23 protein-coding genes and 1 other annotated feature are annotated in these 26,063 nt (G+C 41.5%); of the genes, 2 read left to right on the forward strand and 21 right to left on the reverse strand.

Translation table 11 applies throughout. From position 1 onward, the window contains the following. Positions 1 to 138 precede the first annotated feature (138 nt). Both D8804_RS05755 and D8804_RS05760 read left to right on the forward strand, forming a co-directional pair. Positions 139 to 2,412 carry a Xaa-Pro dipeptidyl-peptidase gene (locus tag D8804_RS05755; protein ID WP_125399113.1) on the forward strand — a complete coding sequence of 758 codons (2,274 nt, stop codon included), beginning with the start codon at positions 139 to 141 and terminating at the stop codon, positions 2,410 to 2,412. A 16-nt stretch (positions 2,413 to 2,428) separates the two neighbouring features. Next, a complete protein-coding gene (locus D8804_RS05760; RefSeq protein ID WP_001043007.1) occupies positions 2,429 to 2,899 on the forward strand; it encodes an arginine repressor in 471 nt (156 codons plus the stop codon). Positions 2,900 to 2,954: 55 nt separating this feature from the next. Here D8804_RS05760 and D8804_RS05765 read toward each other — a convergent pair whose 3' ends face one another. The 21 genes from D8804_RS05765 to D8804_RS05865 form a co-directional block, all read right to left on the reverse strand. Then, entirely contained in the window at positions 2,955 to 3,128 is a 174-nt protein-coding gene (locus D8804_RS05765) for a hypothetical protein (protein ID WP_125399114.1), read from the reverse strand. Between the two features lie 9 nt (positions 3,129 to 3,137). After that, positions 3,138 to 4,448 (reverse strand): GTPase ObgE, encoded by a 1,311-nt coding sequence (obgE, locus tag D8804_RS05770; RefSeq protein WP_125399115.1) that lies wholly within the window; start codon positions 4,446 to 4,448, stop codon positions 3,138 to 3,140. A 70-nt stretch (positions 4,449 to 4,518) separates the two neighbouring features. After that, positions 4,519 to 4,653, reverse strand: a complete 135-nt coding sequence (locus tag D8804_RS05775) for a DUF4044 domain-containing protein (RefSeq protein WP_000863854.1) — start codon at positions 4,651 to 4,653, stop codon at positions 4,519 to 4,521. Positions 4,654 to 4,696: 43 nt separating this feature from the next. Beyond that, positions 4,697 to 4,888: a PspC domain-containing protein gene (locus D8804_RS05780; protein ID WP_001074503.1), complete on the reverse strand. Its 192-nt coding sequence runs from the start codon at positions 4,886 to 4,888 to the stop codon at positions 4,697 to 4,699. Between the two features lie 22 nt (positions 4,889 to 4,910). Continuing rightward, on the reverse strand, positions 4,911 to 6,227 hold the full coding sequence (locus D8804_RS05785) for a glycosyltransferase family 4 protein (protein ID WP_125399116.1): 1,317 nt from the start codon (positions 6,225 to 6,227) through the stop codon (positions 4,911 to 4,913). Between the two features lie 8 nt (positions 6,228 to 6,235). After that, complete coding sequence (locus D8804_RS05790; RefSeq protein WP_472725587.1) at positions 6,236 to 7,279, reverse strand: glycosyltransferase family 4 protein; 1,044 nt, start codon at positions 7,277 to 7,279, stop codon at positions 6,236 to 6,238. 113 nt (positions 7,280 to 7,392) lie between these two features. Then, positions 7,393 to 7,722, reverse strand: a complete 330-nt coding sequence (locus D8804_RS05795; RefSeq protein WP_125399117.1) for a metal-sulfur cluster assembly factor — start codon at positions 7,720 to 7,722, stop codon at positions 7,393 to 7,395. A gap of 13 nt (positions 7,723 to 7,735) precedes the next feature. Continuing rightward, the gene (rpoD, locus tag D8804_RS05800; protein WP_000201892.1) at positions 7,736 to 8,845 is read right to left on the reverse strand and encodes an RNA polymerase sigma factor RpoD; all 1,110 of its coding nucleotides are present in this window, start codon (positions 8,843 to 8,845) and stop codon (positions 7,736 to 7,738) included. 2 nt (positions 8,846 to 8,847) lie between these two features. Next, the gene (dnaG, locus tag D8804_RS05805) at positions 8,848 to 10,608 is read right to left on the reverse strand and encodes a DNA primase (protein ID WP_125399118.1); all 1,761 of its coding nucleotides are present in this window, start codon (positions 10,606 to 10,608) and stop codon (positions 8,848 to 8,850) included. 196 nt (positions 10,609 to 10,804) lie between these two features. Continuing rightward, the gene (locus D8804_RS05810; protein ID WP_125399119.1) at positions 10,805 to 11,563 is read right to left on the reverse strand and encodes an ABC transporter ATP-binding protein; all 759 of its coding nucleotides are present in this window, start codon (positions 11,561 to 11,563) and stop codon (positions 10,805 to 10,807) included. Beyond that, complete coding sequence (locus tag D8804_RS05815) at positions 11,560 to 12,426, reverse strand: ABC transporter permease (protein WP_000637257.1); 867 nt, start codon at positions 12,424 to 12,426, stop codon at positions 11,560 to 11,562. Before D8804_RS05815 ends, D8804_RS05810 begins: the two co-directional genes overlap by 4 nt. Before the next feature lie 65 nt (positions 12,427 to 12,491). Then, positions 12,492 to 13,487, reverse strand: coding sequence for a tryptophan ABC transporter substrate-binding protein (trpX, locus tag D8804_RS05820; protein WP_125399120.1), 996 nt, complete (start codon positions 13,485 to 13,487; stop codon positions 12,492 to 12,494). 117 nt (positions 13,488 to 13,604) lie between these two features. After that, positions 13,605 to 13,821: a binding site (T-box leader), on the reverse strand. Positions 13,822 to 13,917: 96 nt separating this feature from the next. Next, positions 13,918 to 16,614: a phosphoenolpyruvate carboxylase gene (ppc, locus tag D8804_RS05825; RefSeq protein WP_125399121.1), complete on the reverse strand. Its 2,697-nt coding sequence runs from the start codon at positions 16,612 to 16,614 to the stop codon at positions 13,918 to 13,920. Between the two features lie 23 nt (positions 16,615 to 16,637). Beyond that, a complete protein-coding gene (gene ftsW, locus D8804_RS05830) occupies positions 16,638 to 17,861 on the reverse strand; it encodes a cell division peptidoglycan polymerase FtsW (protein ID WP_125399122.1) in 1,224 nt (407 codons plus the stop codon). A gap of 189 nt (positions 17,862 to 18,050) precedes the next feature. Then, positions 18,051 to 18,992 (reverse strand): peptidylprolyl isomerase PrsA, encoded by a 942-nt coding sequence (gene prsA, locus D8804_RS05835; protein WP_125399123.1) that lies wholly within the window; start codon positions 18,990 to 18,992, stop codon positions 18,051 to 18,053. Between the two features lie 189 nt (positions 18,993 to 19,181). Continuing rightward, complete coding sequence (locus D8804_RS10420; RefSeq protein WP_221763051.1) at positions 19,182 to 20,228, reverse strand: LPXTG cell wall anchor domain-containing protein; 1,047 nt, start codon at positions 20,226 to 20,228, stop codon at positions 19,182 to 19,184. Between the two features lie 299 nt (positions 20,229 to 20,527). Then, positions 20,528 to 21,151: a recombinase family protein gene (locus tag D8804_RS05845; RefSeq protein ID WP_125399125.1), complete on the reverse strand. Its 624-nt coding sequence runs from the start codon at positions 21,149 to 21,151 to the stop codon at positions 20,528 to 20,530. 47 nt (positions 21,152 to 21,198) lie between these two features. Beyond that, on the reverse strand, positions 21,199 to 21,912 hold the full coding sequence (locus D8804_RS05850; RefSeq protein WP_125399126.1) for an O-methyltransferase: 714 nt from the start codon (positions 21,910 to 21,912) through the stop codon (positions 21,199 to 21,201). 1 nt (position 21,913) lies between these two features. Beyond that, a complete protein-coding gene (pepF, locus tag D8804_RS05855) occupies positions 21,914 to 23,716 on the reverse strand; it encodes an oligoendopeptidase F (protein WP_049477506.1) in 1,803 nt (600 codons plus the stop codon). An 18-nt stretch (positions 23,717 to 23,734) separates the two neighbouring features. Further along, positions 23,735 to 24,691, reverse strand: coding sequence for a competence protein CoiA (locus D8804_RS05860; protein WP_125399127.1), 957 nt, complete (start codon positions 24,689 to 24,691; stop codon positions 23,735 to 23,737). A gap of 76 nt (positions 24,692 to 24,767) precedes the next feature. Beyond that, positions 24,768 to 25,916 (reverse strand): PDDEXK family nuclease, encoded by a 1,149-nt coding sequence (locus tag D8804_RS05865; RefSeq protein ID WP_095726076.1) that lies wholly within the window; start codon positions 25,914 to 25,916, stop codon positions 24,768 to 24,770. Between the last annotated feature and the right edge of the window lie 147 nt (positions 25,917 to 26,063).

Genomic DNA, 26,063 nt, shown 5'->3' on the forward strand with positions numbered 1-26,063 from the left:
ACTATTATACCATTTTAAAAACTAGAATGAAAAGGTAGAAGACCATTCCTTTTAAAGTGACTTCATCACAGGTCAACAATATCTTTTTTACCTTATTTTTGATATACTAAATTTAGAATATTTTCAAAGGAGAGCGCCATGCGTTTTAATCAATTCAGCTACTTTCCCGTTTCTCATTCGCAAGTTTTGTACGAGTTATCCCAACTTGGTTTGAAGCTGGTACCAGAACAAGCATCAAAAAAACAACTTGAACAATTTGTCCGCTGGAGTTTTTTCACTTATACCAATACCGATTATGCTCTATCCACTTTAGCTGCAGATAAAGAAACGGACCTTTTGAGCTTCTTTCAGTCTGATAAAGAGTTGACTGCTGATATTTTCTATACTGTAGTTTTTCAACTTTTAGGATTTAGCTATCTTGTTGACTTTGAGGACGCCGAACAATTCCGTAAAGAAACTGGATTTCCTATTGCTTATGGGGATCTCATTGAAAATCTTTATCAATTGCTAAATACGCGAACTAAAAAGGGAAATACCCTCATCGACCAGCTTGTTAGCGATGGGCTTATTGCAGAAGATAATCACTACCACTACTTTAACGGTAAGAGCTTGGCAACCTTCTCTACTCATGATGTCATTCGTGAAGTCGTGTATGTCGAGAGTCGTGTGGATACTGATAAAGACGGACTCCCTGATTTAGTCAAGGTCAGCATTATTCGCCCACGTTACGATGGACAAGTCCCTGCTCTTATGACTGCCAGTCCTTATCACCAAGGCACCAATGATAAAGCCAGCGACAAGGCTCTCTACAAAATGGAAGGAGAGCTTGAGGTCAAGCCTGCCCACACCATTGAGCTTGAGGAGCCTAAGCTGAATGTAGTCGAACCTCATGGTCAAGCAGAAGTCGTCTCAGAAGCTGAAGAAAAGCTAACTCACATCAATAGTTCTTACACTCTCAACGATTACTTCCTCCCACGAGGATTTGCCAATCTCTATGTATCGGGTGTTGGTACCAAGAATTCCCAAGGTCTCATGACCAATGGGGACTACCAGCAGATTGAGTCATATAAAAATGTCATTGATTGGCTCAATGGGCGTTGTCGTGCTTTCACAGACCACACGCGCAAGCGCCAAGTTAAGGCTAACTGGTCAAACGGCAAAGTCGCAACAACAGGAATTTCCTATCTAGGTACCATGTCCAATGGTCTTGCGACCACAGGTGTTGATGGCTTGGAAGTGATCATCGCGGAAGCAGGAATTTCCTCTTGGTATAACTACTATCGGGAAAATGGCCTGGTGACTAGCCCAGGTGGTTATCCAGGTGAGGATTTTGACTCACTTGCTGAATTGACTTACTCCCGCAATCTCTTAGCCGGTGACTATATCCGTGCTAATGAAGCCCACAAAGCGGATTTAGAAAAGGCAAAAGAACAATTAGATCGCAAGACTGGTGACTACAATCAGTTTTGGCATGACCGCAACTATCTGCTCAATGCTCATAAGGTTCAAGCCGAGGTCGTCTTTACGCATGGTTCTCAGGATTGGAACGTTAAACCACTTCATGTTTACCAGATGTTTCATGCTCTTCCAGCTCATATCAATAAGCACCTCTTTTTCCATCATGGTGCCCATGTTTATATGAATAACTGGCAGTCCATAGACTTCCGCGAATCCATGAATGCCTTGTTAAGTAAGAAATTGTTAGGACTTGCAACAGACTATCAACTTCCTACTGTCATCTGGCAGGACAATTCCGCACCGCAAACATGGCAGAGTCTTGATGACTTTGGCAAGCAAGATGAATTGCATACTTTCTCACTTGGAACTGAAGAAAAAGTAATTCAAAACCACTATGATCAAAAAGATTTTGAGCGTTATGGCAAGACTTACCAGACTTTCAACACAGAACTTTACCAAGGAAAAGCCAATCAGATCACCATTGACCTTCCAGTAAGTCAAGACATTCATTTAAATGGTCGAGTTGAGCTGAAACTTCGTATCAAATCAAGTACAAACAAGGGGCTCTTATCAGCCCAACTGTTAGAACTTGGACAAAAGAAATATCTACAGCCTTATCCAGCAGTTTTAAGTGCTAGAACCATTGATAATGGCCGTTACCACATGTTAGAAAATCTCTGTGAACTACCATTCAACCCAAGTGCCCAACGTGTCCTCACCAAAGGCTACCTCAATCTTCAAAATCGAACCAATCTTTTGACGGTTGAAGAAATCCAACCCAATAAATGGATGGACTTCAAGCTAGAGCTGCAACCAACTATTTACAAGCTGAAAAAAGGTGACACACTTCGCCTTGTTCTCTATACTACCGACTTTGAAATCACTGTCCGTGATAATACAGACTATCACTTAACAGTCGATCTCACACAATCCTCCATCACCATCCCCTCATAAAAGGAGTCAGCCTCATATGAATAAATCTGAACATAGACACCAACTCATCCGTGCACTTGTAGCTAAAAATAAGATTCATACACAGGCAGAGTTGCAAGCTTTACTAGCTGAAAACGACATCCAAGTCACACAGGCTACTCTCTCACGCGATATCAAGACTATGAACCTTTCAAAGGTTCGCGAAGCAGAACATTCTTACTATGTTTTAAATACTGGTTCCATCTCCAAATGGGAAAAACGCTTGGAAAACTATATGGAAGATGGCTTAGTCATGCTACGTCCTGTCCAGCATCAGGTTGTCCTCAAAACCTTGCCAGGCCTTGCCCAATCGTTTGGAGCTGTTCTCGATGCTCTCAATTTTAAACAAATCATTGCCACCGTATGTGGTGATGATGTCTGCCTTCTTATCTGTGAAAATGCTGAAGAAGCACAGACTTGCTTTGAAATTCTTAAAAAATTTGCTCCACCATTTTTCTTCAATGACTAAAAAATTCCCCGTGATGAATACAATCACGGGGTTCTGTTTTATCAATGTCGATAGGCTATTTTTCTTCTTTATCAGCCTTCTCATTGCCTTTTTTTTCTTGTGCTAATCTAAGAGCACGTTTGGGATTGAGACGATTAAACAATTCTTCTAGTTTCTTTTCATTCCATACATCTGCCGCAGAAACAAAATTTCCATCTGCATCTCGGAATGATATCGGTTTATCTCCCATATCTGTCTCCTAGTCTACAAATTCAAACTCAAATTTACCGATTCGTACCAAGTCTCCATCCTTGGCTCCACGCGCACGAAGGGCTTCGTCAACCCCCATACCACGTAACTGACGAGCAAACTTCATGACAGACTCATCACGATCAAAGTTGGTCATGTTAAAGAGTTTCATGAGTTTTTCACCAGAAAGTACCCATGTAGCATCATCATCGCGACTAATTTCAAAGGCTTTTTCTTCCTCATCAAAGCCATAGTAAGCTTCTTCTTCCATATCAGACTCGTCATAGAGCAAGAACTCTGAAGTCTTATCCAACAATTCAGCTGTCGCATCCAAAAGGGGCGCCAACCCTTGCTTGGTTAAACCAGAAATCGGGAAGATGGCTGGTAGTTCTTCAAACTCGTCGTAGTTTGCTGCCAATTTCTTCTTGAAGGCTTCAAGATTTTCCTGACTTTCAGGCATGTCCATCTTGTTGGCTACGATGATCTGAGGACGCTCCATAAGACGAAGGTTGTATGATTCCAATTCTTTATTGATAGCAAGGTAATCTTCGTAAGGATCACGACCTTCGCTAGCCGACATATCGACGATATGAAGGATGACTCGAGTGCGTTCAATATGACGAAGGAACTGAGTCCCCAAGCCGACACCCTGGCTAGCTCCCTCAATCAAACCTGGCAGGTCCGCCACGGCAAACGATTCACCTGACTGCGTACGAACCATGCCCAAATTAGGAACAATGGTCGTAAAGTGGTAAGCACCGATTTTAGGTTTAGCTGAAGTGATGACACTAAGCAAAGTTGACTTTCCAACAGATGGGAAACCGACCAAGCCGACATCCGCTAAAATCTTCAATTCCAGTTGCAACTCACGTTCTTGACCTGGTTCCCCATTCTCAGAAATCTCAGGTGCAGGATTTTTTGGTGTCGCAAAACGGATGTTTCCACGACCACCTCGACCACCATGAGCCACGATAAATTCTTGACCATGCGCAATCAAGTCTGTAATGACTTTACCTGTTTCTGCATCACGTACAGTCGTTCCTTGTGGTACGCGAACACGAAGATCTTCTGCACCACGTCCATGCATTCCTTTGGTCATCCCTTTTTCACCAGATTCGGCCTTGAAATGACGGTTATAGCGGAAATCCATCAAGGTACGCAAGCCTTCATCCACAACGAAAACAACGTTACCACCACGTCCACCATCACCACCCCAAGGACCGCCATTCGGAACATACTTTTCACGGCGAAAGGCGACCATGCCATCGCCACCATTACCAGCCTTGACTTTGATCTTAGCTGTATCTAAAAACATACTCATATTTTCTTCTCACTTTAAAAAGGACTGGAAAATCCAGTCATTAGTTATTGTTCCTATCTTAGCAACTTGCTTAGAATCTGCTAAAAGCTCCAAGCGCTGTCGCAAAGATACCAGCAAGGGTTACAAACAACATAATTAGCACGACAAAAAGCGTTACTTTTTCAAACATTGTTTTTTTACGTTTTCCATTATCTCCAAAAGCCATCTGGACTCCTTTTTATTTCTCTTTGTTCTATTCTGATTCTCTTTTAATATTCGCTAGAAACAGGTGCAATTACCCATAAAATCAAGTAAGCAAGTACCCCTGCCCCATAACAAAAGGCAAGAACGCCCCAAATCACACGGACAATGGTAGGGTCAATATCAAAATAGTGGGCTACACCTGCGCAAACGCCTCCAATTTTTTGATCCCTACCACTTCTCATAAATTTTTTTGCCATATTTTATTCTCCTATATTTTTACTAATCTCTCCAGTAATCCCGGATGCTAGATAACTGCTTTTTAGAAGCCTTTAATATTCGTTTGGACTCTTTAACTGGGGCTGAAACAGCCTGCTGAGGTAGGTACAAAATAGTTTTTAAGAATCGCTGTGTCATGGGTTCGTCACCACGTAGTTCCTGCTCAAATTTATTTGAAATAATGGCATCGAGATAAAACTCATGGACTCGTTTTCCAAAATTCTCAGCCGAAATCTCATACAACTTGTCAGCCAATTTTTGCTCATCCATATCTGGAGTGGCAATCAAAGCCTCCAAGATGGCACCTGCAAGGTCCTGTTCTCCATAGTAGAGGGTTCCAAACATCTTGTCACTGATCAGGTTATCAAGATAAGGATTGCCATGAGCAATGACGGGCGTTCCACTGGCTAAACTCTCTAGATAAGTTAATCCTTGGGTTTCACTAGTAGAGGCAGAGATGAAGAAATCTGCAGCCTTATAGTATAAAGCTGTCTCACTTGGAGCAATCATCCCTGTAAAAATCACATGTTTTTGCAGGTTTAATTTCACTGCTTGCTCTTTCAGACTATCAAGATAAGGACCGTCTCCAGCAACGACCAGCTTTACTTTATCTTCTTCTTTCAATACTTCAGCAAAAGCATCTAGAACTGCTTGGATATTCTTCTCGTAAGAAATACGCGAAAGGCTCAGTAGCATTTTCTCGTCTTCCTGAATACCTAACTTCGAACGAAGTTCTTGCAAGTTTTCCTCTTTAATCTCAGGTCGTTCAAACTTAGCTAGCTCAATTCCGGTTGGAATGACACGTTTTTCAACCTTCACTTTGTATTTAGATAAAAGGTCCCGAACAATCTCGCTAGGACAGATCACTCCATCTACATCACGAAGGAAACCTCGCACCAAATATTTTACCATACTCGGACGAATTAGCATGCCCTTAGCAATGTAATGCACATAGTCTTCATACTGGGTATGGTAAGTATGGATAACAGGAATTCTCAATTCTCGTGCAATCCAAATTCCTAATAATCCAAGTGAAAATTCTGTCTGGGTGTGAATGATATCTAGCTGATACTGCTTGGCGATTTCAAGTGCCTTTGTAAAACCTCTATAGGCAAATCGTCGATCTTTAAATGCAAAGAAAGGAACACTTGGAATTCGAATAATTTGCCAATCCTCGTAGCGGTTCACATCTTTATCTGTTGTTGTAAAGATAAAAACTGCATGGCCTTGCTTCTCAAGCTCTGTCTTCAAGGTTCGAATACTGGTCGCAACCCCGGAAACCTGAGGAAAATAGGTGTCTGTAAATAAACCAATTCGCATAGATTACCTCACTTTTTACCTAGAGCAGACTGTTCCCGATAAAATTTTAACCAAATTCCCAGTAAACGCTCTTCTGAATACTGCTTGGATATCCTTTTAGCTTTTTCTTTCAATTCTTTCAACGCTTCAGGATTTTCTTTATATTCTAGGATTGCTTCTCTCATCTCAGAGGCATCACTTGTAGCACGATAATCTCCCTCAAGAATGACCTTATACAGGTCCAAATCCCTTAACATAATCGGCGCTTCACAACTTGCTGCCTCTAAGATAGTCATCGGGAATAGTTCGTTGTAACTTGGTAGCAAGAAGAGATCCGCCATAGCGTAGAGTTCCCGCATCCGTTCCGGTGACACAATGCCTGGGAAAATTAGATTTTTAGGTGGATTGTCCATGATTTTTTTATAGCGTTCATAACCATCTGTCATCCCGCCAAATGAAAAACCACCAGCCCAGATAAAAGTAATTTCTGGCAATTCCTCCGCAAGGCGGATAAAATCATCAATCCCTTTACGTTTCTGAACCTGACCTGCACCGACAACAACAAACTGATCCTCAGCTAAATCCATTTCCTGACGAAGTTTTGCTACTTGGTCAGCTGGCAGTGGATGCCATTTTTCCTTATTTACAAAATTTGGAATATAAGTTACTTTTTCACGTGGAATACCAGCTGCCACCAAATCCTCGATAAACATGGGATTGACCACCACTAGGTGTTCCATTCTGTTGTAAAATGAAAAAACATAGCGCTTGATAATTCCCTTTAAGAAAAATGGAATTTTCAAACTTCCTTCAAGCGTATCAGGCAAAAAATGCACATAGCCAATTTTTCTCCCAGATCGTTTCTTTTGGAATGTAGATAAATAATAAGGGAAATCAATGGTATGAAAGTGAGTTACATCTGCCTCAACAGGAAGGTTTTCCGTAACAATTAACTGATCTTGGGCATCACGATGTAGGAGACGTACCAACTCACGGTAGGCTCCTGACACTCCTTGACCAGCCACTTTTTCACTTGAACTTAGCATATTAATACGCAATTTTTCGTTTTCCATACCTTTCATTATACCATTTTATTTCTAGAAAATCAGCAAAAGAAAGAAGAGACCAAAGGAAAAAGAAGGAGATTTCCTCATTTTCCAATCGTCTCTCACATTTTTCTTAGTCTTTATTTAATTCCTAGGGCGATACGTGCGTATCGGCTCATTTTTTCAACCGTCCAAGCTGGATACCAGACCAATTTAACTTCGGTATTGGTTACTTCAGGCACATCTGTCATCGCATCATGTATCTGGTCTGTTAAGAGGTCAGCCAGTGGACAGCCCATGGTTGTCAAGGTCATATCAATTTCAGTGTGACCTGTGTCCCCATCAAAACGAATTTCATAAATCAAACCTAGGTTGACAATATCAATTCCCAACTCAGGGTCGATGACCTCTTCCAAGGCATTTAAAATGCGAGTTTTAATCGTTTCAATTTGCTCTTCTGTATAAGCCATGTTCATCCTCACTCTAATCTTCAATAAAATCACGAAGCGGTTTGCTGCGACTTGGTTGACGCAATTTTCTCAAAGCCTTGGCCTCAATCTGACGGATACGTTCACGAGTCACGTTAAAGACTTTACCAACATCTTCAAGAGTGCGCATTTTCCCATCGTCCAAACCGAAACGAAGGCGCAGAACGTTTTCTTCACGGTCTGTGAGAGTATCCAAAACCTCATCCAACTGCTCACGCAAGACGATACGAGTTGTGTAGTCCACTGGATTTTCAATCACTTCGTCTTCGATAAAGTCCCCAAGATGGCTATCGTCCTCTTCACCAATCGGTGTTTCAAGCGATACTGGCTCTTGGGCGATTTTCAAGATTTCACGCACCTTATCAGGTGTCATATCCATGCGCTCAGCGATTTGTTCAGGAGTTGGATCTTGACCCAATTCTTGAAGGAGATTACGCTGTTCACGGACAAGCTTGTTAATCGTTTCTACCATGTGGACAGGGATACGAATAGTGCGGGCCTGGTCAGCGATGGCACGAGTGATTGCCTGACGAATCCACCAAGTTGCGTAAGTAGAAAACTTAAATCCTTTTGAATAGTCAAACTTGTCCACGGCTTTCATCAAGCCCATGTTTCCTTCTTGAATCAAGTCAAGAAACTGCATGCCACGCCCTACGTAACGCTTAGCGATCGAAACCACCAAACGAAGGTTGGCTTCTGCAAGACGTTGTTTGGCTTCGATATCACCTGCTTCAACTGCTAGGGCCAATTCTTTTTCCTCTTCGTTGGTCAAGAGTGGAACAACCCCGATTTCCTTCAAATACATACGGACAGGGTCATTAACCTTGGCAGAAGTTGAGCCAATCAAGTCCTCATCACTGAGTTCTGGCTCTTCTTCTGCACTTAGCACACGCGCACTTGGATTCCCTTCGTTATCCGTGATAGAAATTCCAGCATCCTGAATCCGTTGCAAAAGGTCTTCAATGCCGTCTGCATCTAAAGTAAAAGGAATAACCAGACTTGAGTTGATTTCGTCATCTGTTGCTGTTCCTGTTTTTTTGTGGTTACGGATAAAGTCTGCTACTTGCACATCAAATGTCGTTACTTCTTTTTGTTTTGTTGCCATTATTACTCCATTCTTCTCTTTTGGGAAATCAATCGTTGAAATTCTTCCCAGGCTGTATCTGTATCTCCTAGATGACTAGCTTCCTGTACTTTCTTTTTAATCTTTAAATTGTCCTTGCTGAGGAGGGCACGGTTACGAGTCGCTTCGACTTCCACGAGCTCCTGAGACGACATCTCAGCTGGTAAATCCAGGCTAAGTACGTGGTACCAGGCATTTTCAACCTCAGGAGTCTGATGAGAAAGTTCCTCTGATCCGATTTCTCCCTCTACACTTAATAATTCGTAAAGAATCTGAAATTCTGGGGTATCAAAGAAAAAATCTTCTCTTAATCTGTAGTCATTTAGAACAACTGGGTTCTCAGCCATCCTATAAAGGAGATGAGCTTCTGCTCTCATGACTGCTGTCAGTTGCCGCGTCACAGGTAAACTAATCGCTGCTGGAGGTTGCTCCTCTTTGACTCTTTCCTGCCTCTGAACAATCCGACTTTCATTTACAATCTGCTCCACCTGCTGGTAATCAAAGGAAGGGAGATTATCCGCCAGAATGTGGATATAAGAATTCTGGGCAGTGATCGACTTTTCTTTCGCAATTAAGGGCGCAATCTTTTCAATGAACTCGATTTGCGCTTGCAAGTTATCACTATTTTCAGGTTTGAGTTTGTGAATATAGAACTCTATGGGACTGATTCGTGTCTTGGTTAGAAGGTAAGCCAGGTCTTCAGCAGAATTCTTTTGTAAATACTCATCTGGGTCCATGGCATCAGGTACTCGGACAACTTCCACTGAAAAGTCTTTTAACTCCTCCAGAGCTTTGGCTGTTGCTGCCTGTCCTGCCTTGTCACCATCGTAGCTGAGAACTATCTTTTTCGTGAAGCGTTTGAGGTGATCAACATGTTCCTTGCTCAGAGCTGTCCCCATGGAAGCCACAGCATTTTCTATGCCAGCACGGTAGGCCGCGATAACATCCATGAAGCCTTCCATCAGATAGAGTTCTGTGATCTTACCTGTTCCCTTTTTTGCCTTGTCCAAATGATACAATTCGTAACTCTTGTTAAAAATTGCAGTCGAACGACTATTTTTATACTTGGCAGTCTGAGTATCCGTTTCTTGCCAGATACGACCTGAAAAGGCAATAACCTGCCCCTTGTCATTGGTCAAAGGAAAGATGATACGTCCAAAAAAAGTATCATAAAACTGATTGCCATCTGACAAATAAAACAAGCCCGAATCCAGTAAATCCTTTTCCTCAAACTTACCAGATAAGCGTTGGTAAAGATAGTTTCTCTCGGCTGGAGCTAGTCCAATTTGGAAATGATTCAGAACATCGTCCGTCAATCCACGTTTGTAGAGATAAGCCCTTGCTTCTTCTCCCATCTTGGTCGTCATGAGAATTGCATGGTAAAAGCGTGCGGCTTCTTCATGCATATCATATAGAGCTTGATAAGGCGAAGCCTGTTGAGGACGAGACTGGACAGGCATAGCTAGTTGAACACCAACCCGCTCCCCTAAGAGCTGAACGGCTTCCATAAAGGACACACCTTGATATTCTTCGATGAACTTAAAGACATCTCCTGAGCGCCCACAACCGAAACAATGGTAAAACTGTTTGTCTTCAACAACGTTGAAAGAGGGGGTCTTTTCACCATGAAAAGGACAGAGCCCTAAATAGTTCCGTCCAGCCTTTTGTAAAGAAATCACGTCACCTATGACTTCCACAATGTTGGCATTGTTTTTGATTTCTTCAATGACTTGCTTGTCAACCATACACAATACCTCCATCTTATCATAGTTTCACGTTAACTAGTATAGCTTATTTCTGAAAAAAAGTAAACCATTTCATACGCTTTCCGTAATTCTCTTTGCTTTATTTATCTAGATAGAAAGAAGAGATAAAAAACTCAGAAACACTTCTAGGCTTCTAAGTTTTTCTTCACTATTTTTTGATGATTATTTAACTCATCTATTCAAATAATTGATAGTAGTCTGAGATTTTCATCTTGGCTTTTTCTTCTTTATTGAGGTCTTGGATAATACGACCTTCCTTCATAACAATCAGACGATTGCCATACTTCAGTGCATCTTCCATATGGTGGGTAATCATGAGGGCAGTCAGCTTATCTTTTGTGACAAATTCATCTGTTAACTCCATCAAGGCCACACTTGTTTTTGGGTCAAGGGCTGCTGTGTGTTCATCCAACAAGAGCAACTCTGGTCGTTTCAAGGTTGCCATCAAGAGACTCAAGGCCTGACGTTGACCACCTGATAGAAATTCAATCGGAGTGTCCAGATGTTTTTCAAGACCATTTCCAACTTTTTCAATGGTAGCCTTAAACTCTTCTCTATGGCTTGATAGCCTTCTAGGAAGGAGTCCTCTCTTCTCACCACGAAACTTGGCAATCAAGAGATTTTCCGCTACCGTCATACGGGGAGCCGTACCCATCTTAGGATCCTGAAAGACGCGAGATAGGTATTTAGCCCGCTTTTCAGGTGAAAAATGCGTCACGTCCTCTCCCATGATACGGATACTTCCACTTGTTAGAGGTAGGGTACCTGCAATAGTGTTAAAAAGAGTTGACTTTCCAGCTCCATTTCCACCTAGGATAGTAATGAAATCATGTTCAAAAATTTCAAGAGAAACATCATTCAGAATGATTTTTTCCTCGTCAAAGCCATTCGTGATGACTTTGGTAGCATTTTTTAATTCTACAATTGCTGTCATTTGCTAAACTTGACTCCTTTCAGGTATTTGCTTTTGAAGGTTGGAATCATAAGGCAAACTGCCAAAATCAAGGCGCTGTACAAACGAAGATAACTTGTATTAAACCCAAGAGCAATCACTCCCCAAACGAGGAACTGATAAGCGATAGAGCCTACAACGATGGTCATAAGTCGCTCTGCCAAGGTCAAACTCTTGAACAATACCTCACCAATAATCAAGCTAGCAAGCCCTACGACAATCACTCCAATTCCTCGAGAAACATCTGCATATCCTTCTTGTTGAGCAATTAAGGCCCCTGCAAGCGCGATGATCCCATTTGAGAGAACCAAGCCCATGAGTTCCATACGTCCCGTATTGATACCAAAGCTACGAGCCATATCAGGATTGTCACCTGTAGCGATGTAGGCTTGACCTAGTTTGGTATCAAGGAAAAAGAGCATAAGGCCAATAACAAGAGCTACAAAGATTAATCCAGTCAGGAGTTGGTTAAGATCTGAATCAAAAGGCAAGACATCCTGAATTTGCTTGGTTCCAAGAAGCCCCAGATTGGCACGTCCCATAATCATGAGCATGATGGAATGGCAGGAAGTCATGACCAAAATCCCTGATAAGAGAGTTGGTATTTTACCTTTGGTGTATAAGAGACCTGTTGCCATACCAGCTAGGCAGCCCACTCCTACTGCAGCCAAGGTCGCTAAAAATGGGTTGACTCCCTGCGTTATCAAGGTTACAGCGACTGCTCCCCCTAAAGGAAAAGAGCCCTCAGTAGTCATATCAGGGAAATTTAAAATTCGGAAAGTCATAAAGATTCCCAAACCTAAAATCGCCCACACCATTCCCTGAGAAATAATGGATACTATCATAATCTTTCACTCATTTCTTTCTTTAGTAAAAATGGGAGGAGATGTCCCCAACTCCTCCTTTTTCCTTATTCAATCACTTGTCCTGCTTCTTTTAGAACAGACTCAGGGATTGTGATACCAAGTTCTTGCGCTAGTTTTTTATTGATAACTGACTTACCAGTTGAGAAGACATTAACTGGCGTATCAGCTGGTTTTTCACCTTTCAAAACTTTGGCAATCATCTTACCAGTAGCCACACCAAGGTCATGTTGGTCAACTACTACAGATGCTAAACCACCTGCTTCTACCATGGCAGTCGCGCTTGGGTAGATTGGTTTTTTAGCTGTTTGGTTGCTTGATACAACTGTTGGGAAGGCTGATGCGATGGTGTTGTCAATTGGAACCCAGATTGCGTCGACCTTGCTGGTCATCACATTAACAGTTGAAGCAATTTCATTAGTGGAAGGAACGGCAAATGCTTCGACTGTCAAACCTGCTTTTTCAGCATAAGCCTTGAATTCTTCTACCTGTGTTTTTGAGTTATCTTCACTGCTTGAGTAAAGAGCTCCGATTGTTTTGACATCTGGTGTGAGGGTTTTAATCAACTCTACTTGTTGTTCAGCAGGGTTGTGGTCTGATACCCCTGTGATGTTGCCACCTGGTTTTTTCAAATCTTTGACCAAGTTAGCACCGATTGGGTCTGTAATAGCAGCCATGATAACTGGTAGGTCTTTCGTAGCGCTAGCTAAACCTTGAGCCGCTGGTGTCGCAATCCCAACAACAACGTCATTTCCATTTGCTACTAACTGCTTACTCATGGTTGCAACCTTGCTCTGATCGCCTTCAGAGTTCATAAAGTCGATTTTTACTTGGTCACCTTTATAACCTTCTTCAGCTAGTCCATCTTGAATCCCTTGGTAAATCAAGTCCAAGGATGGGTGACTAACAAATTGAAGGACACCAACCTTGGCAACCTTTTGCTCTTCCTTAGCTGCTGGCTTGTTTATTGAAGAATAGATCAAGCTAGCCACTACCAATACTGCTAATCCAGCGATAATTCCAATCAAACGTTTATTTTTCATATTTTTTCTCCTTTAAATCACTTGTAGTATACTCTTTTCACTCAAAACAAGCGACGCCATCGTTTAAATTCCAATATCTTTCCTCCCCATAGAAAAAGTCCTCACACAAAAAACTTGTGTGAGGACGTCGATGCGCGGTGCCACCTCAATTATAGGGAATATCCCTATCGCTCTTTCTCGCATTCACGAGTTGCACTGTAAGGTGTGCTCACCGAATTTTTATGATTTCAAATTCTTAATAACATTCAGCCCAATTTTCATCACTTTCATCTATCTGTTTCCACCAACCACAGACTCTCTTAAAAATTTCAATGATTACTTTCTGAATGTTTAAATTATATCATTTTTCAATTACTTGTCAAGACTATTTTTAGAATTTTTTAAACAATTCAAAAACTTCCCCTTGAAAAAAGAGGAAGTTTGTAGAATATCAGCCTGAATTACGCAAACCAGTTGCAATTCCGTTGATAGTTGTATGGATCAGTTTTTCTTCGTCAGCTGACAATTCGCCGCGACGTTGACGTTTGATCAACTCCAACTGGATGTAGTTCAGGATATTAAAGTAAGGCATACGATAGTTTAGACTGTCTTTTAGGTAAGAGTTTTCTGCCAAGAGTTCGTCATAACCTTCGATAGCTAAAATAACGTCCTTAGTCAACTGCCACTCATCTAAAATAGTGTAGTAGATAGCCTGCACTTCTTCATCTTCACAGAGCTTGGCATATTCAAAGGCAATGTTCATGTTAGACTTAGACAAGACCATGTCCACATTGGAAAGCAAAGATTGGAAGAAAGGCCAGTTTTGGTACATATCACGAAGGATCTCAATATTATCAGGATCTTGATCAATAAATTCTTTGAAGCTTGAACCCACGCCATACCATCCAGGAAACATGACACGACTTTGTGACCATGAGAAGACCCAAGGAATAGCACGTAGGCCACCGATTTCTGTAATAGTCTTACGAGCGGCTGGACGCGAACCGATGTTGAAGCTTGAAATAGCTTTGATTGGACTTGACTCGAAGAAATAGTCATAGAAATGTTCATTTCCAAAGACCAAATCACGGTAGATATCGTAGCTACGGTCCACTACTTGATCCATGATAGCTTCATAACGGTTTGATGTGTTGGTATCACTCTTCTTCTTGGTAATCATACGGTTAATAGCTGCAGAAACCAGCATCTCAAGGTTATAGTAGGCGGCGTCTTTGTTTCCGTATTTGTTTCCAATTACTTCTCCTTGCTCAGTCAAACGGATGCGGTCCTTGATAGACTTGAGCGGTTGAGATGTAATGGCTTCATAAGTTGGACCACCACCACGGCCCACGGTACCACCACGACCGTGGAAGAAGGTTACTTTAACGCCAAATTCGTCTCCAATAGCAGTCAGTTGCTGTTGAGCTTTATATAGAGTCCAACATGATGACAGGTAACCACCGTCCTTGTTACTATCAGAGTAGCCAAGCATGATTTCTTGGTAGTTGTCTTTTGAAGCAATCCATTTTTTAGCCAAAGGAAGAGAGAAATATCTTCTCATGGTTTCTTCCGAATGATCCAAGTCCTCGATAGTTTCAAAGAGAGGAACAATCTGAACGCGGGCTTTTTGGGCATCTACCAAGCCGACTTCCTTAAGCATAATTGCTAGTTCTAGCATATCAGACACGCTGGTTGCATGAGAGATGATGGTTTGACGGATGACGTTTTCACCTAATTTATCCTTCAACTTGCGAGCGGCTTTAAATATAGATAGTTCTTTCTCAAGTAGTTCTGACTTTTCAGCATGAGTTGCTGAGAGGATACGAGGATCTTCTTCCAGCTCTTTTAAGAGGAGGGCGCATTTTTCGTCTTCAGACAGATCGCTATAGTGATCGTTGATACCAGCTGATGCTAACAATTCAGCCACACAGGCTTCGTGAACGCTAGAATCCTGGCGCATGTCGATAGAGGCAAGGTAGAAGCCAAAGATTTCAACTGCTTGCATCAGCTCGACAAATTCTCCTGAGATCAGGTATTCCCCCTTGTTCTCAAGGAGAGAATCCCGGATAGCTAACAAGTCTTGGTAAAATTCATCCGCGGTAGCATATCTTGGATGAACATCCTTATCTTCGATAAGATAGGTCTTGGTTGCCCGCATCTTAGCTTGGATGTCAAAGAGGGCACGACGATAGAGTTCTTTTTCACGATAAATGGAGTTATCCTGTGACTTAAGAGCCATCTCACGAACCTTGTCACTGACATTCACGATGCTGGTTGACAGTGAAAATTCACGATAGAGGTTATAAATCTTCTCATCGTAATAATTCATGATGACTTCACACTGGGTCAAGGCTGATTTGTTGAGGGTTTCCGCTGTTACGAAAGGATTCCCATCACGGTCTCCTCCGATCCACATCCCCATGGTAATCGGTTTTGGATGTTGGAGCTCGATACCTTGTTCTTTAGCTAGTTTCTTATACTCAGCCGTCAAACGTGGAACAGCATTCAAAAAAGAACTTTGATAGTACTCCATCACGTTGGTGATTTCGTTGGTTACTTTCAATTTCTTCTCGCGAATCATGTCCGTTTGCATGATAATCTCAATATAACGACGGAGATCGGTGTGCCATTTTTCTTTGTTGATCAAGCCTAGTTTGACATCACGGTACTTACGCAAAAGAGTATGGATGTGATTGGTCAAATCCAACATACTCTTACGTTGTACTTGAGTAGGGTGGGCAGTCAAAACTGGAACTACATTCAGCTGCTCCAAAATTGTAGCCGCGTTTTCTTTTTCAGCCACCATCTTAATGGTTGTTGACAGTTTTCCTAGATAGTCTTGGTCCACATTGTTTTGGTGATTGATCTCATAAGCCAAATCCACATCCTCAGAGATATTGATCAAGAGTGGAAGGATTGAGAAATAGCGTGAAATGTAAATCATTTCTTCATTCGAAAGACTGGTCACTAGGTCATTGAGCCCTTGATAATTCTCGCTAGTTGATAATTCCTTCAACTGGATAATCTTTTCAAAGGTTTCTGGCGCTAGCATATTTTTTGTGATATCTTCTAATAGCTCAGTCAGAATCAAGACTTCTTCTTGGACGACGGCTTTATTACTATAGTTTTCTAATTTTTGAAGAGACATATACTTTCCTTTCCATTCAATCCTTATAGAGTAACAGAAGTTTGACCTTCGAATTCTCTGATAAGTTTGGCACGTTTTTCACTAGCATCGATATTTAGTACAAAGGCAATGGCTACGGATAAGACCAGAAGGCTATTCCCACCTTGTGAAAGAAAGGGGAAGGTTACCCCTGTAGAAGGAATCAAACCGGAAATCCCACCGATATTGACAAAGACCTGAACAAGGATCATACCTCCGACACCGATAGCAACCATGGAGTTAAAGGGATCCTTAGCTCGAATACCGACTAGGATGATTCTCAAAATCAAGAAGAAGAGGAGTGCCAAAATCATACTCGCTCCTACAAATCCAAATTCCTCAATAACGATCGAAAAGACAAAATCCGTATGGGCTTCTGGCAGATAACCACGCTTTTCGATGGAATTTCCTAATCCTAGTCCAAACCAGCCACCATTCACCATGGCATAGTAGGAATTTGCAAGCTGGTGTCCAGCACCTGCCAAGTCATTAAAAGGATTAAAGAAGGCGCTGAAACGTTTGGCAACGTAGCCAAACACTGGAATTTGAGAAAACTTTTCAACCCCGACAAAGCGAATGACAGACAAGACTAGAATCGAACCACCTGCCAAAAGAGCTAGGAAAGTTGAAAACCAACGGTAAGCAATCCCACTGACTGTATACATAATCAGTGATACCATCACCAAGATAGTCGCATTTCCCAAGTCAGGGAAAATTCCCAAACTACCAATCAAAACCAGTAAAACGAAACGCCAGTCGTTAAAAGCTCGAGGTAACCACTGATTCTGAGTCAAGACTTGGAAGTCGTAAACAGCTATCTCATCTTGCTGTTTTGAGAATCGATGGGCTAGGTACCAAATAATGATAATCTTAAGGTACTCCGCAGGCTGAATCGTTACAGGTCCTACAGAAATCCAACCGTAGGCACCATTGACTGGAGTTCCAATTAGCCGAGCCAAAGCTAGGAGAATCATCTCTACAAACATAACAATAAAAATCAAGCGTTCATTTCTTAAAAAACCAAGTTTCAGTTTATAAATTAAGGCAATCAAAACCAAACTAACTCCCCAAAACATTCCTTGGTTCCGAGCTAACTGAAGAGCACTTTTTCCTTCTTGGATCAAGGTAGCACTCGTCGTTGAGTAAACAACAATTAGACCCAAAATCGATAAAAGGAGGTAAGGAATTAAAATGGAATAGTTCAATAGGTGCCTTTTACTAATTTTCATATGTCACCACTCTAATAGAAACAGAGAAAACTGTTCCTAATTCCGTTTTATTTTCTAGTTTTGATTGCTATTATACCATTTTTTCAGAAAGAAAAAAACTCTTATCCTCCAATCCTTCGAATTTTGCTCCTTGGACTAAATTGATTAGTAAAAAATACAAACTTCAAGACGAAGTTTGTATTTTCTTTTTTATTCTGCTGATGAGCTACTGCTTAAGTTTGAGTCTGCACCACCAACGTATTGGGCAAAGACATTTTGGAAAACAGGATCTTTCACTTTAATATTTGCAGCTTGGAATTCTTTTCCGATAACGCTCTGAACGAAAGATGAATCGTTTTGTTTCTGAGCCAGGATGACCGTTTTCAATTTTTCTTTGTAGTCATCTAGGTTTGATGATTTTTCTGTTTTCTTGGTTAGCTTAATAATGTAGTATTGGGTACTGTAAGCTTGTGTTCCAGTCGCTGTGATAACATCAGAGACACCATTCACATCCAAGGCAAAGGCTGCTTTCTTTACTTGTTCTGGAAGTTCTGTAGAAGCAGAGTCAAAAGTAATCTCACCACCATTTTCTTTTGTCTTGTCATCATTAGAGTTGTCTTTTGCCAACTGGGCAAAGTCAGCTCCTTCGGCTTTTGCTTTTTCGAGCACTTCTTTTGCCTTGTCTTCATTATCCATACGGATGATTTGCGCTGTCACATCGGGTGTGTAAGCTTCGAAAGCTTTTTGGTAAGCTTCGTCAGTCAATTCATTTTCTGCTGCTTTCTTAACTGCCAATTCAACCAATTTGCTGGTGCGAATTTGAGCTTTACGAGTCTCAGGAGTCATACCCGCACGTGAAAGAACATTTTGATAGCTGTCCCCGTATTTCTTCTGCTCCTCGGCAACAGCGTCATCTACTTCTTGTTCAGTCACTTCTGACCCATATTGCTTTTCAAATACTTTTTCTATTGTCATATTGAGCAAGACTTGTTGTGCAGTTGGGTTGTTTTTAGCTTGTTCATAAAATTGGTGTTCGGTGATAACATCACCCTTCATGCTGATGAGATCAGCACCTTCAGAACTTTTTGAACAAGCAGCCAAAGTCGCTACAGATAATAATGTAATGGCTCCTGCCAATAGTTTTTTCTTCATGTTTACTCCTTTTTCTAAAAACGGTCGAAAATTTCTCTAGACCGACTCAATCATTATACCATATTTTATAGCAGATAACTTAAATAAGACTAAAAATAGTAGCTTTTAAATTTTTAACGATTCAATTTTTGTCATTCCAAAAAGAACCTGAACAATTGTTCAAGTTCTTTGTTTATCTTGTGTTATTTTTTAGTGACGTCCTTTGTAAGTCAAGCCTGCTAGACCAAGACTTGCAAGAAGGAAGCCTGCAAATCCAAGAATTGAATTTTGTTCGCCAGTGTTTGGTAAAGCTGTAGTTTCTGGTTTCGAAACAGGTTTGTCAGCTTTAGTGTTTGAATCTTGCCCAACAGGATTTATAGGAGCTGTTGGAGCGTTATTTAAACCAGTTTGTGGTTTGGTAGTTGGCTTGTTAGTTTCTGGTTTAGCAACAGGCTTTTCTGACGGCTTCACTTCTGGTTTTGGAGTTTCTGAAGGTTTAGTTTCCGGTTTCACTTCTGGTTTTGGAGTTTCTGAAGGTTTAGTTTCCGGTTTCACTTCTGGTTTCGGAGTTTCTGAAGGTTTAGTTTCCGGTTTTACTTCTGGTTTTGGTGTTTCTGAAGGTTTAGTTTCCGGTTTTACTTCTGGTTTAGGTGTTTCTGAAGGTTTGGTCTCTGGCTTAACTTCTGGTTTTGGAGTTTCTGAAGGTTTAATTTCCGGTTTTACCTCTGGTTTTGGAGTTTCTGAGGGCTTAGGTTCCGGTTTCACTTCTGGTTTTGGAGTCTCTGAAGGTTTAGGTTCCGGTTTCACTTCTGGTTTTGGATTTTCCTTGTCCTTATCTTTGCCTGGAGTTGGCGCTGGTTCCGGAGTCGGAGTTGGCGTTGGTTCTAACTTCCTATAATTAAGATACATATCATTGTATCCATTAGCTCCATAAAAATACATACTCACTACGTCGTAGGATGCATTGTAATTAGGCATCCATTCGTAGTTTGAGACAATTTGGTATCCGCTAATTTCTTTATAGATATTAACAGATTGGCCAGGGTATAGAACCCCGATCATTTTAGCGGAGATTTCTTCCCCACTATCAATATCACGATATGTGATTCTAAAATTTAGCGGCTCTTGACTTTCGTCAGCCTTTACGACACTAATCCCAAAAACAGGGTTATCGGTCAAAGCTGGCGTAACAACGCCAAGAGCTGCAACGGAAAGCAAAGAAATACCAAATTTGGTTACTTTATTCGTTTTCATCATTTCCTCCTTAGGCATGTAGATTACCTTTTAGGTATGTAAATACTACAAAAGGCATAATCTTTGATTTAGTTTTTCGTAAAGTTCTCCTCAACCACTTGAGCGACAAGGGTTTTGGTGTATCGCCTAAGGACCGTTAAACGATACACTTAAAAAACAAAAAAAATACAAATCTAACACAGACTCAAAACCTTGTTAAATTTGTATTTTCTGAAATATTCACATTGTTATTTTGAATGTTTCGCCAAACGGTCGTTAATCGAAACATATTTACGCCTTCATTGTAGCATTTTATCTTGTTTTTAGCAAGAAATTTGCGAAACATTTTTGCGATTGTTGGCCACCTTGTTTCGTTCCAAGACTTTATAGATGGTTGAGGTCGAAATTCGTTCTGTTTTTGCTATTGTTCTGATGCTTGTTTCCCCTGCCAAATACTGCTCAATGATTCTCTCCTCCTTATCTTTTGACATTCGCTTGGCACCTAGTTTGATGCCTTTTTCCTTGGCTTTACGAAGTCCTTCACGGGTACGAAATCGCAAGTTTTCCAGCTCACTTTCTGCCACAAATCCTAAAATCATACAAAGTAACCTACCAATGAGCGAATCGGTTTCCAGCTTTTCATACAGGCTGATGAGCTGGATGTGATGTTCGTTGAGCTGCTCGATTATTTTCAGCAATTTAAACATGGAGCGGGTGAGCCTATCAAGCTTGTAGATGGTGAAAGTGACTTGCATTCCTTTTTTTGAAAGCGTTTGAGCCAATTTTAGAGCCTTTTCGAGCTCTGAGCGGGCATTATTTGAACCAGATTCACACTCGATAAAAAGCTGGTCACAATGCTTGAGAGCTTCGATTTGCACCTCTAAGCCCAAATCTTGCTTATGGGTTGAAACGCGTGCATAGCCGATATTGATGATGTTTTGAGACATAAAAATCCTCCTGTTTTTGATACAGAAGGATTATACGATTTTTAATATTATTCCATTTCTGGTAAAGTTACATTTTCCACATTCTTTCGTAGCATGAGAATGCCGTCTCCAAGTGGAACTAGAGTTGCTGTTAGACCTGGATTGTCCAAAGTTGCGTCGAAAAGTCTTTGCAAACCACGGTAAATGGTTCGTTGACCACGGCGGACTTCCATGATGTCCTTGGCAACATCTCCTCCTTGGAAAATATCATCCAAGACGACTACTCCACCAACTTCCAAGTGCTTGAGGATTTCTGGTAGAAAGACGATGTACTTAGACTTGGCCGAATCCATAAAGACAAAATCATATGTTTCTGTCAAAGTAGATAAAACATCAACAGCATCACCTTCAAGTAAGGTGATTTGCTTACGACTGTCAAACTGGGCAAAGTTTTCCTTGGCAAAACCAATCATCTCAGGATTACGGTCAATGGTTGTAATCTTGGCATCTGGCGCATGTTCCGCCATCAAGAGGGCTGAAAAACCAATTGCCGTCCCAATCTCCAAAATGTTCTTGGGCTGTATGGTCTCCATGAGAAATCGAAAATACGCGACCGTTTCATGGGGAATAATGGGAATGTTTTCCTTGCGAGCGAAGGTCTCCAATTCTTTCAAAGAACCTGTCACCTGTTTTTGACGCTGGCGCATGAGTTCTACGATTTCTTCCTTGACGACAGGCCGGCGCATATTGTGATTGGCATTTTTACTATAAGACTCTACCATCTTAAGCTAGTCCCAATTTTTCAACAAGGGCTTCAAACTCGTTCAAGCGACGTTCAAAGACTGCAAAGGCATCGTTAAGATAGTCTTCTTTTTCCATATCAACACCCGCTTTTCTCATAACATTGAGCGGATAGTCTGACTTACCTGCCTTGAGGTAGTCGATATAGCGGTCACGGTCTTCTTGACTACCATGAACAATCTTTTCAGCCAAGGCTGAAGCGGCTGCAAAACCAGTTGAATACTGATAAACATAGTAGTTATAGTAGAAATGTGGAATGCGTGCCCACTCGTATTGGATCTGAGGATTGTCTTCCTTGCTGAGTCCGTAGTACTCTTGATTCAAGTCAGCGTAGAGCTTATTGAGGAAATCACTTGTCAAGACTTCTCCATTTTGGTCTGCTTGGTGGATGGCATGTTCAAACTCAGCGAATTGAGTTTGACGGAAGACTGTTCCACGGAAACCATCTAGGAAGTTATTGAGAATAGCAAAGCGCGTTGCATCGTCTTCCACTTCTCCCAACAATTTCTCTGTCAAGATATTTTCGTTAGTCGTTGAGGCAATCTCAGCCAAGAAGATAGAATAATCTCCGTAAACATAAGGTTGGGTTTCACGAGTATAGCTTGAGTGCATACTGTGACCTGTTTCATGGACAAGGGTAAAAAGATTGTCTAGATTGTCCTGCCAGTTGAGAAGCATAAAGGCATTGGTATCGTAAGAACCACCAGAGTAGGCACCAGAACGCTTGCCTTGGTTTTCATAGACATCAATCCAACGCTCGCTAAAGGCACGTTTGACACGGCTCAAGTAGTCGTCACCCAAGACTGCCAAAGCTTCTTCTGCCTTTTTCAAGGCTTCCTCGTAGGTAAAGCTATAATCTACTGACGAGAGTGGTGTGTAGACATCGTACATCTTGAGGTCGGAAATCCCCAAGATTTTAGAACGAAGGTTAAGGTATCGATGCAAGAGTGGCAAGTGCTTGCGAACTGCTGCTACTAGATTGTCATAGACACTTTCTGGAACAAAGTTTGCTGCGAGAGCTGCATGGCGAGCACTCTTATAGTTGCGAACTTTTGCTCGGTAGTTTTGCACCTTAACATTTGTCTGCAAAGTCTTAGCGTAAGTGTGTTGGAATTGCTCATATGTCGCATAAAGGGCTTCATAGGCACCACGACGCACTTCACGGTTTTTAGACTCCATCAAACGGATGTAAGTACCGTGTGAGAGTTGCACTTCCTTGCCTTCGTCATCAAGGACATATGGGAAGCTAATATCCGCATTGTCCAAAATAGCGAAAGTTTCACTAGCAGAGCCAAAGATTTCTCCTGCTCCAGCAAGCAATTCTTCCTCACGTTGCGAAAGAACATGGTCTTTCTTTTGCAAGAGCTTGTCAAAAAAGTGCTTGTAAACTTGGAGTTTTGGTTGAGCTTCTAGGAAGGCCGCATACTGCTCTTCGCTAATCTCCATAAACTCAGGTTCATAGAATGAAAAGGCTTGTTCTAACTGACTGTATAGGGTCATTGCCTTGGCATAGTACTCTTGATACTTGGCTTCACGCGTGTCCTGGTCATTTTTCATATGTGCATAGACATAAAGCTTTTCAACTTGGCGTTCCAAGTCAAGTGAAAATTCTGTAATCTCAAGCAAACTGTCTGCGCTATCCAAGAGATGCCCCTCATACTGAGATGCTGTTTGTACTTTTTCAGTTAAATCTTTCAAGGATTCTTCCCAAGCTTGGTCTGTTGGGTAGATTGTTGAAAGATCCCATGTATCTTTTTCATTTATTTCATGTCGTTGTAATACCATAAGATTCCTCCATCCTTTCTATTTTACCACATTTTTTGAGAAATATAAGTGATAAAAGGCTGGTGGATAGAGCTTTTGGCGATTATTTTTCGGATTTTTTTGATAGTAAGCCTGAAAATTTCTATAATAGCTAGTCAAATCCGTTTCAATCTGCAAAAAATCACCCGATTCTATCGGTCTGACCTGGGGATACCAGTCGTCTAGTTGATAGTTTAATAGATTGTCTCCTTGATGATAGGCCTCCTCTTGCTTCTTCATCCAGTAAGGCGTTTGGTAGTACAACTGCTGGCGAATATAGTGACAGATAGTGGTATCTTGCACAACTGCAAAACGAGGCAGTTTTTGTTTTTGATAAGGAAATCGTAAGATTTCCAAGAGATTTCCTTGACCATAGGGAAATTCTTTGACCTGAAAATAAAGCTTACCACGTAGGTCCTGATGCAAAAGATATTTGAGTCTCAGAACTTGTTTTTTGAGATCCAGTTCCCAAGCATAGAAACCCATATTTTGGCTAAAATAGAGAAATCCCCTTTGCAGTTGTGTTAATCGCTCTTTTAACCAGAGTTTTTCTCCCAGTAGCCAGATAACCTGATAGGCCTGGCTACGGTAGCCTTGACTTCTATCGCCTAAAAGCTTTTGAGACAAGGGACTGCACTGGATCTCCAGAGCTAGTTTCTCATTGACTAGAACATCCGCTATCTGCTGAATCTCAGGCAAACTATATTCTAAGGCGACCTGATTGTCCTTCTTGGCCCAATGATAAAGGGCCTCTTTGTTGCCCAAGTGTTCTGGACTTTCATTCTCAAAAGTAGCTATACAATCTCTTAAAGATTCATGAGCGAAATGCGTTCGAATGCTCTGTCCTTGGCGTAATCGTAGCCTGCCCCCACAGGCTGGACAAGTATAGGCTTGCTTGGTCACATCTTTTTCGAGGGCATTCACCAAATTCCCCTTGGCATCTCTAGCTACAAACATGGTCTACCTCCTTTTCTTTTCTATTCGAAAAAGAAGAAAAAAAGACTGGAATTCCAGCCTTTCATGATATTATTTCTCATCTTTTTTGTCTCTTAGAATATTTTTTTATCATGGGAATGAGATTGGAAATCTGCTCACTTCTAATGACCAGCACGCCGTATTCCTGGCAGCGATTGGCATAAACAGGATTGATTTTCCCCGTACAGACAATTAGCTTGAGGCAACTCTCCCCAGCAAAATGATTAGCGTAAACTTCTAGTTCATTGATGGCTTCGACTGATAAATCTGTCATCTTGCAGGAGATAAAGGTAATCGAGCTTCCCTTTCTCAGAATGACATCAATCTCATTTTGAACATTGTCTGCCTCTGGAAAGATGCCATTCCAATCAATCTCACCACCTATCATGCACTCATCAAACAGCTGAGACTCAAGTGCCAAGAGATAGAGATATACCTCTAAAATATGTCCCTTGTTGCGGCAAAAGACTTGAGCTTCTTGACTTGGAAAGCTGTATGCTACTCGTTTCTTGCCTTCGCTTTCCATACAAAGCATCCCCGCTTCCACAAGTAAAGGGATAAGGGATTCTGGGTAGTGATAATACTTGCCGTTGTTTTCCAGTATCTTTTCGGTCTCAGCATGCAGGTCATTGGTCTTAGCTAGAGAGAAAAATTGGGTCACCTGATACCAGTGGGCAGGGTTGGCAATGGCAGAGCTGGCTAGTTTTTTGATGGCTGCAATTTGCTTAACTGAGTGGATAGGGCGTTTTGATTTGAGCATTTTTCCACCACGCAAGGCTATCAGCTGTTGGATGTTTAGGGTTGGAATGTCCAAATCTTCTTTTTCTAACTGACCGGCTACCCACTTGTATTGTTTTCCTCGCTCGACATCCATGGCAACGATGGGGAGGTGGCGATCCAAGCCGTATTGATAGAGAGATAAGGCTAGTAGCGAATCCCCACCAAAAACATCGAGAAGGACTTGGTCATAGCATGCTAGGCAATAATCTAACTGATCCGCTAGTTGTTCTAAGGATAACTGACGAAAGGTCACTCGTTGGATATGAGGCACCTCTTCCATGATGAACTGACGGAGAGAGAGTTTTTCATTATTGCTTATTTTCGTCAAAGAAAGGAAGAGAATCTCGTCACAATCACTGATAAAGGCCTGGTAGACATTCTTTTCCAATACATGCCGATCATACAATTCCACCAAAAGACTCGTCATTGGACCACCTCCATCATCTACACTTTCTCAAGCCGAGAGAAAAATAATACAGCTCTACTGCTCACATTTCCTACTTCTAGTATAGCATAAAATCCTGCTTCCCCACTCTACCATCGCAAATAAAAATGAATAGAAACCTTGTAAAGT

The organism is Streptococcus oralis (assembly GCF_003944215.1).
Taxonomy (GTDB): Bacteria; Bacillota; Bacilli; order Lactobacillales; family Streptococcaceae; genus Streptococcus; species Streptococcus oralis_BI.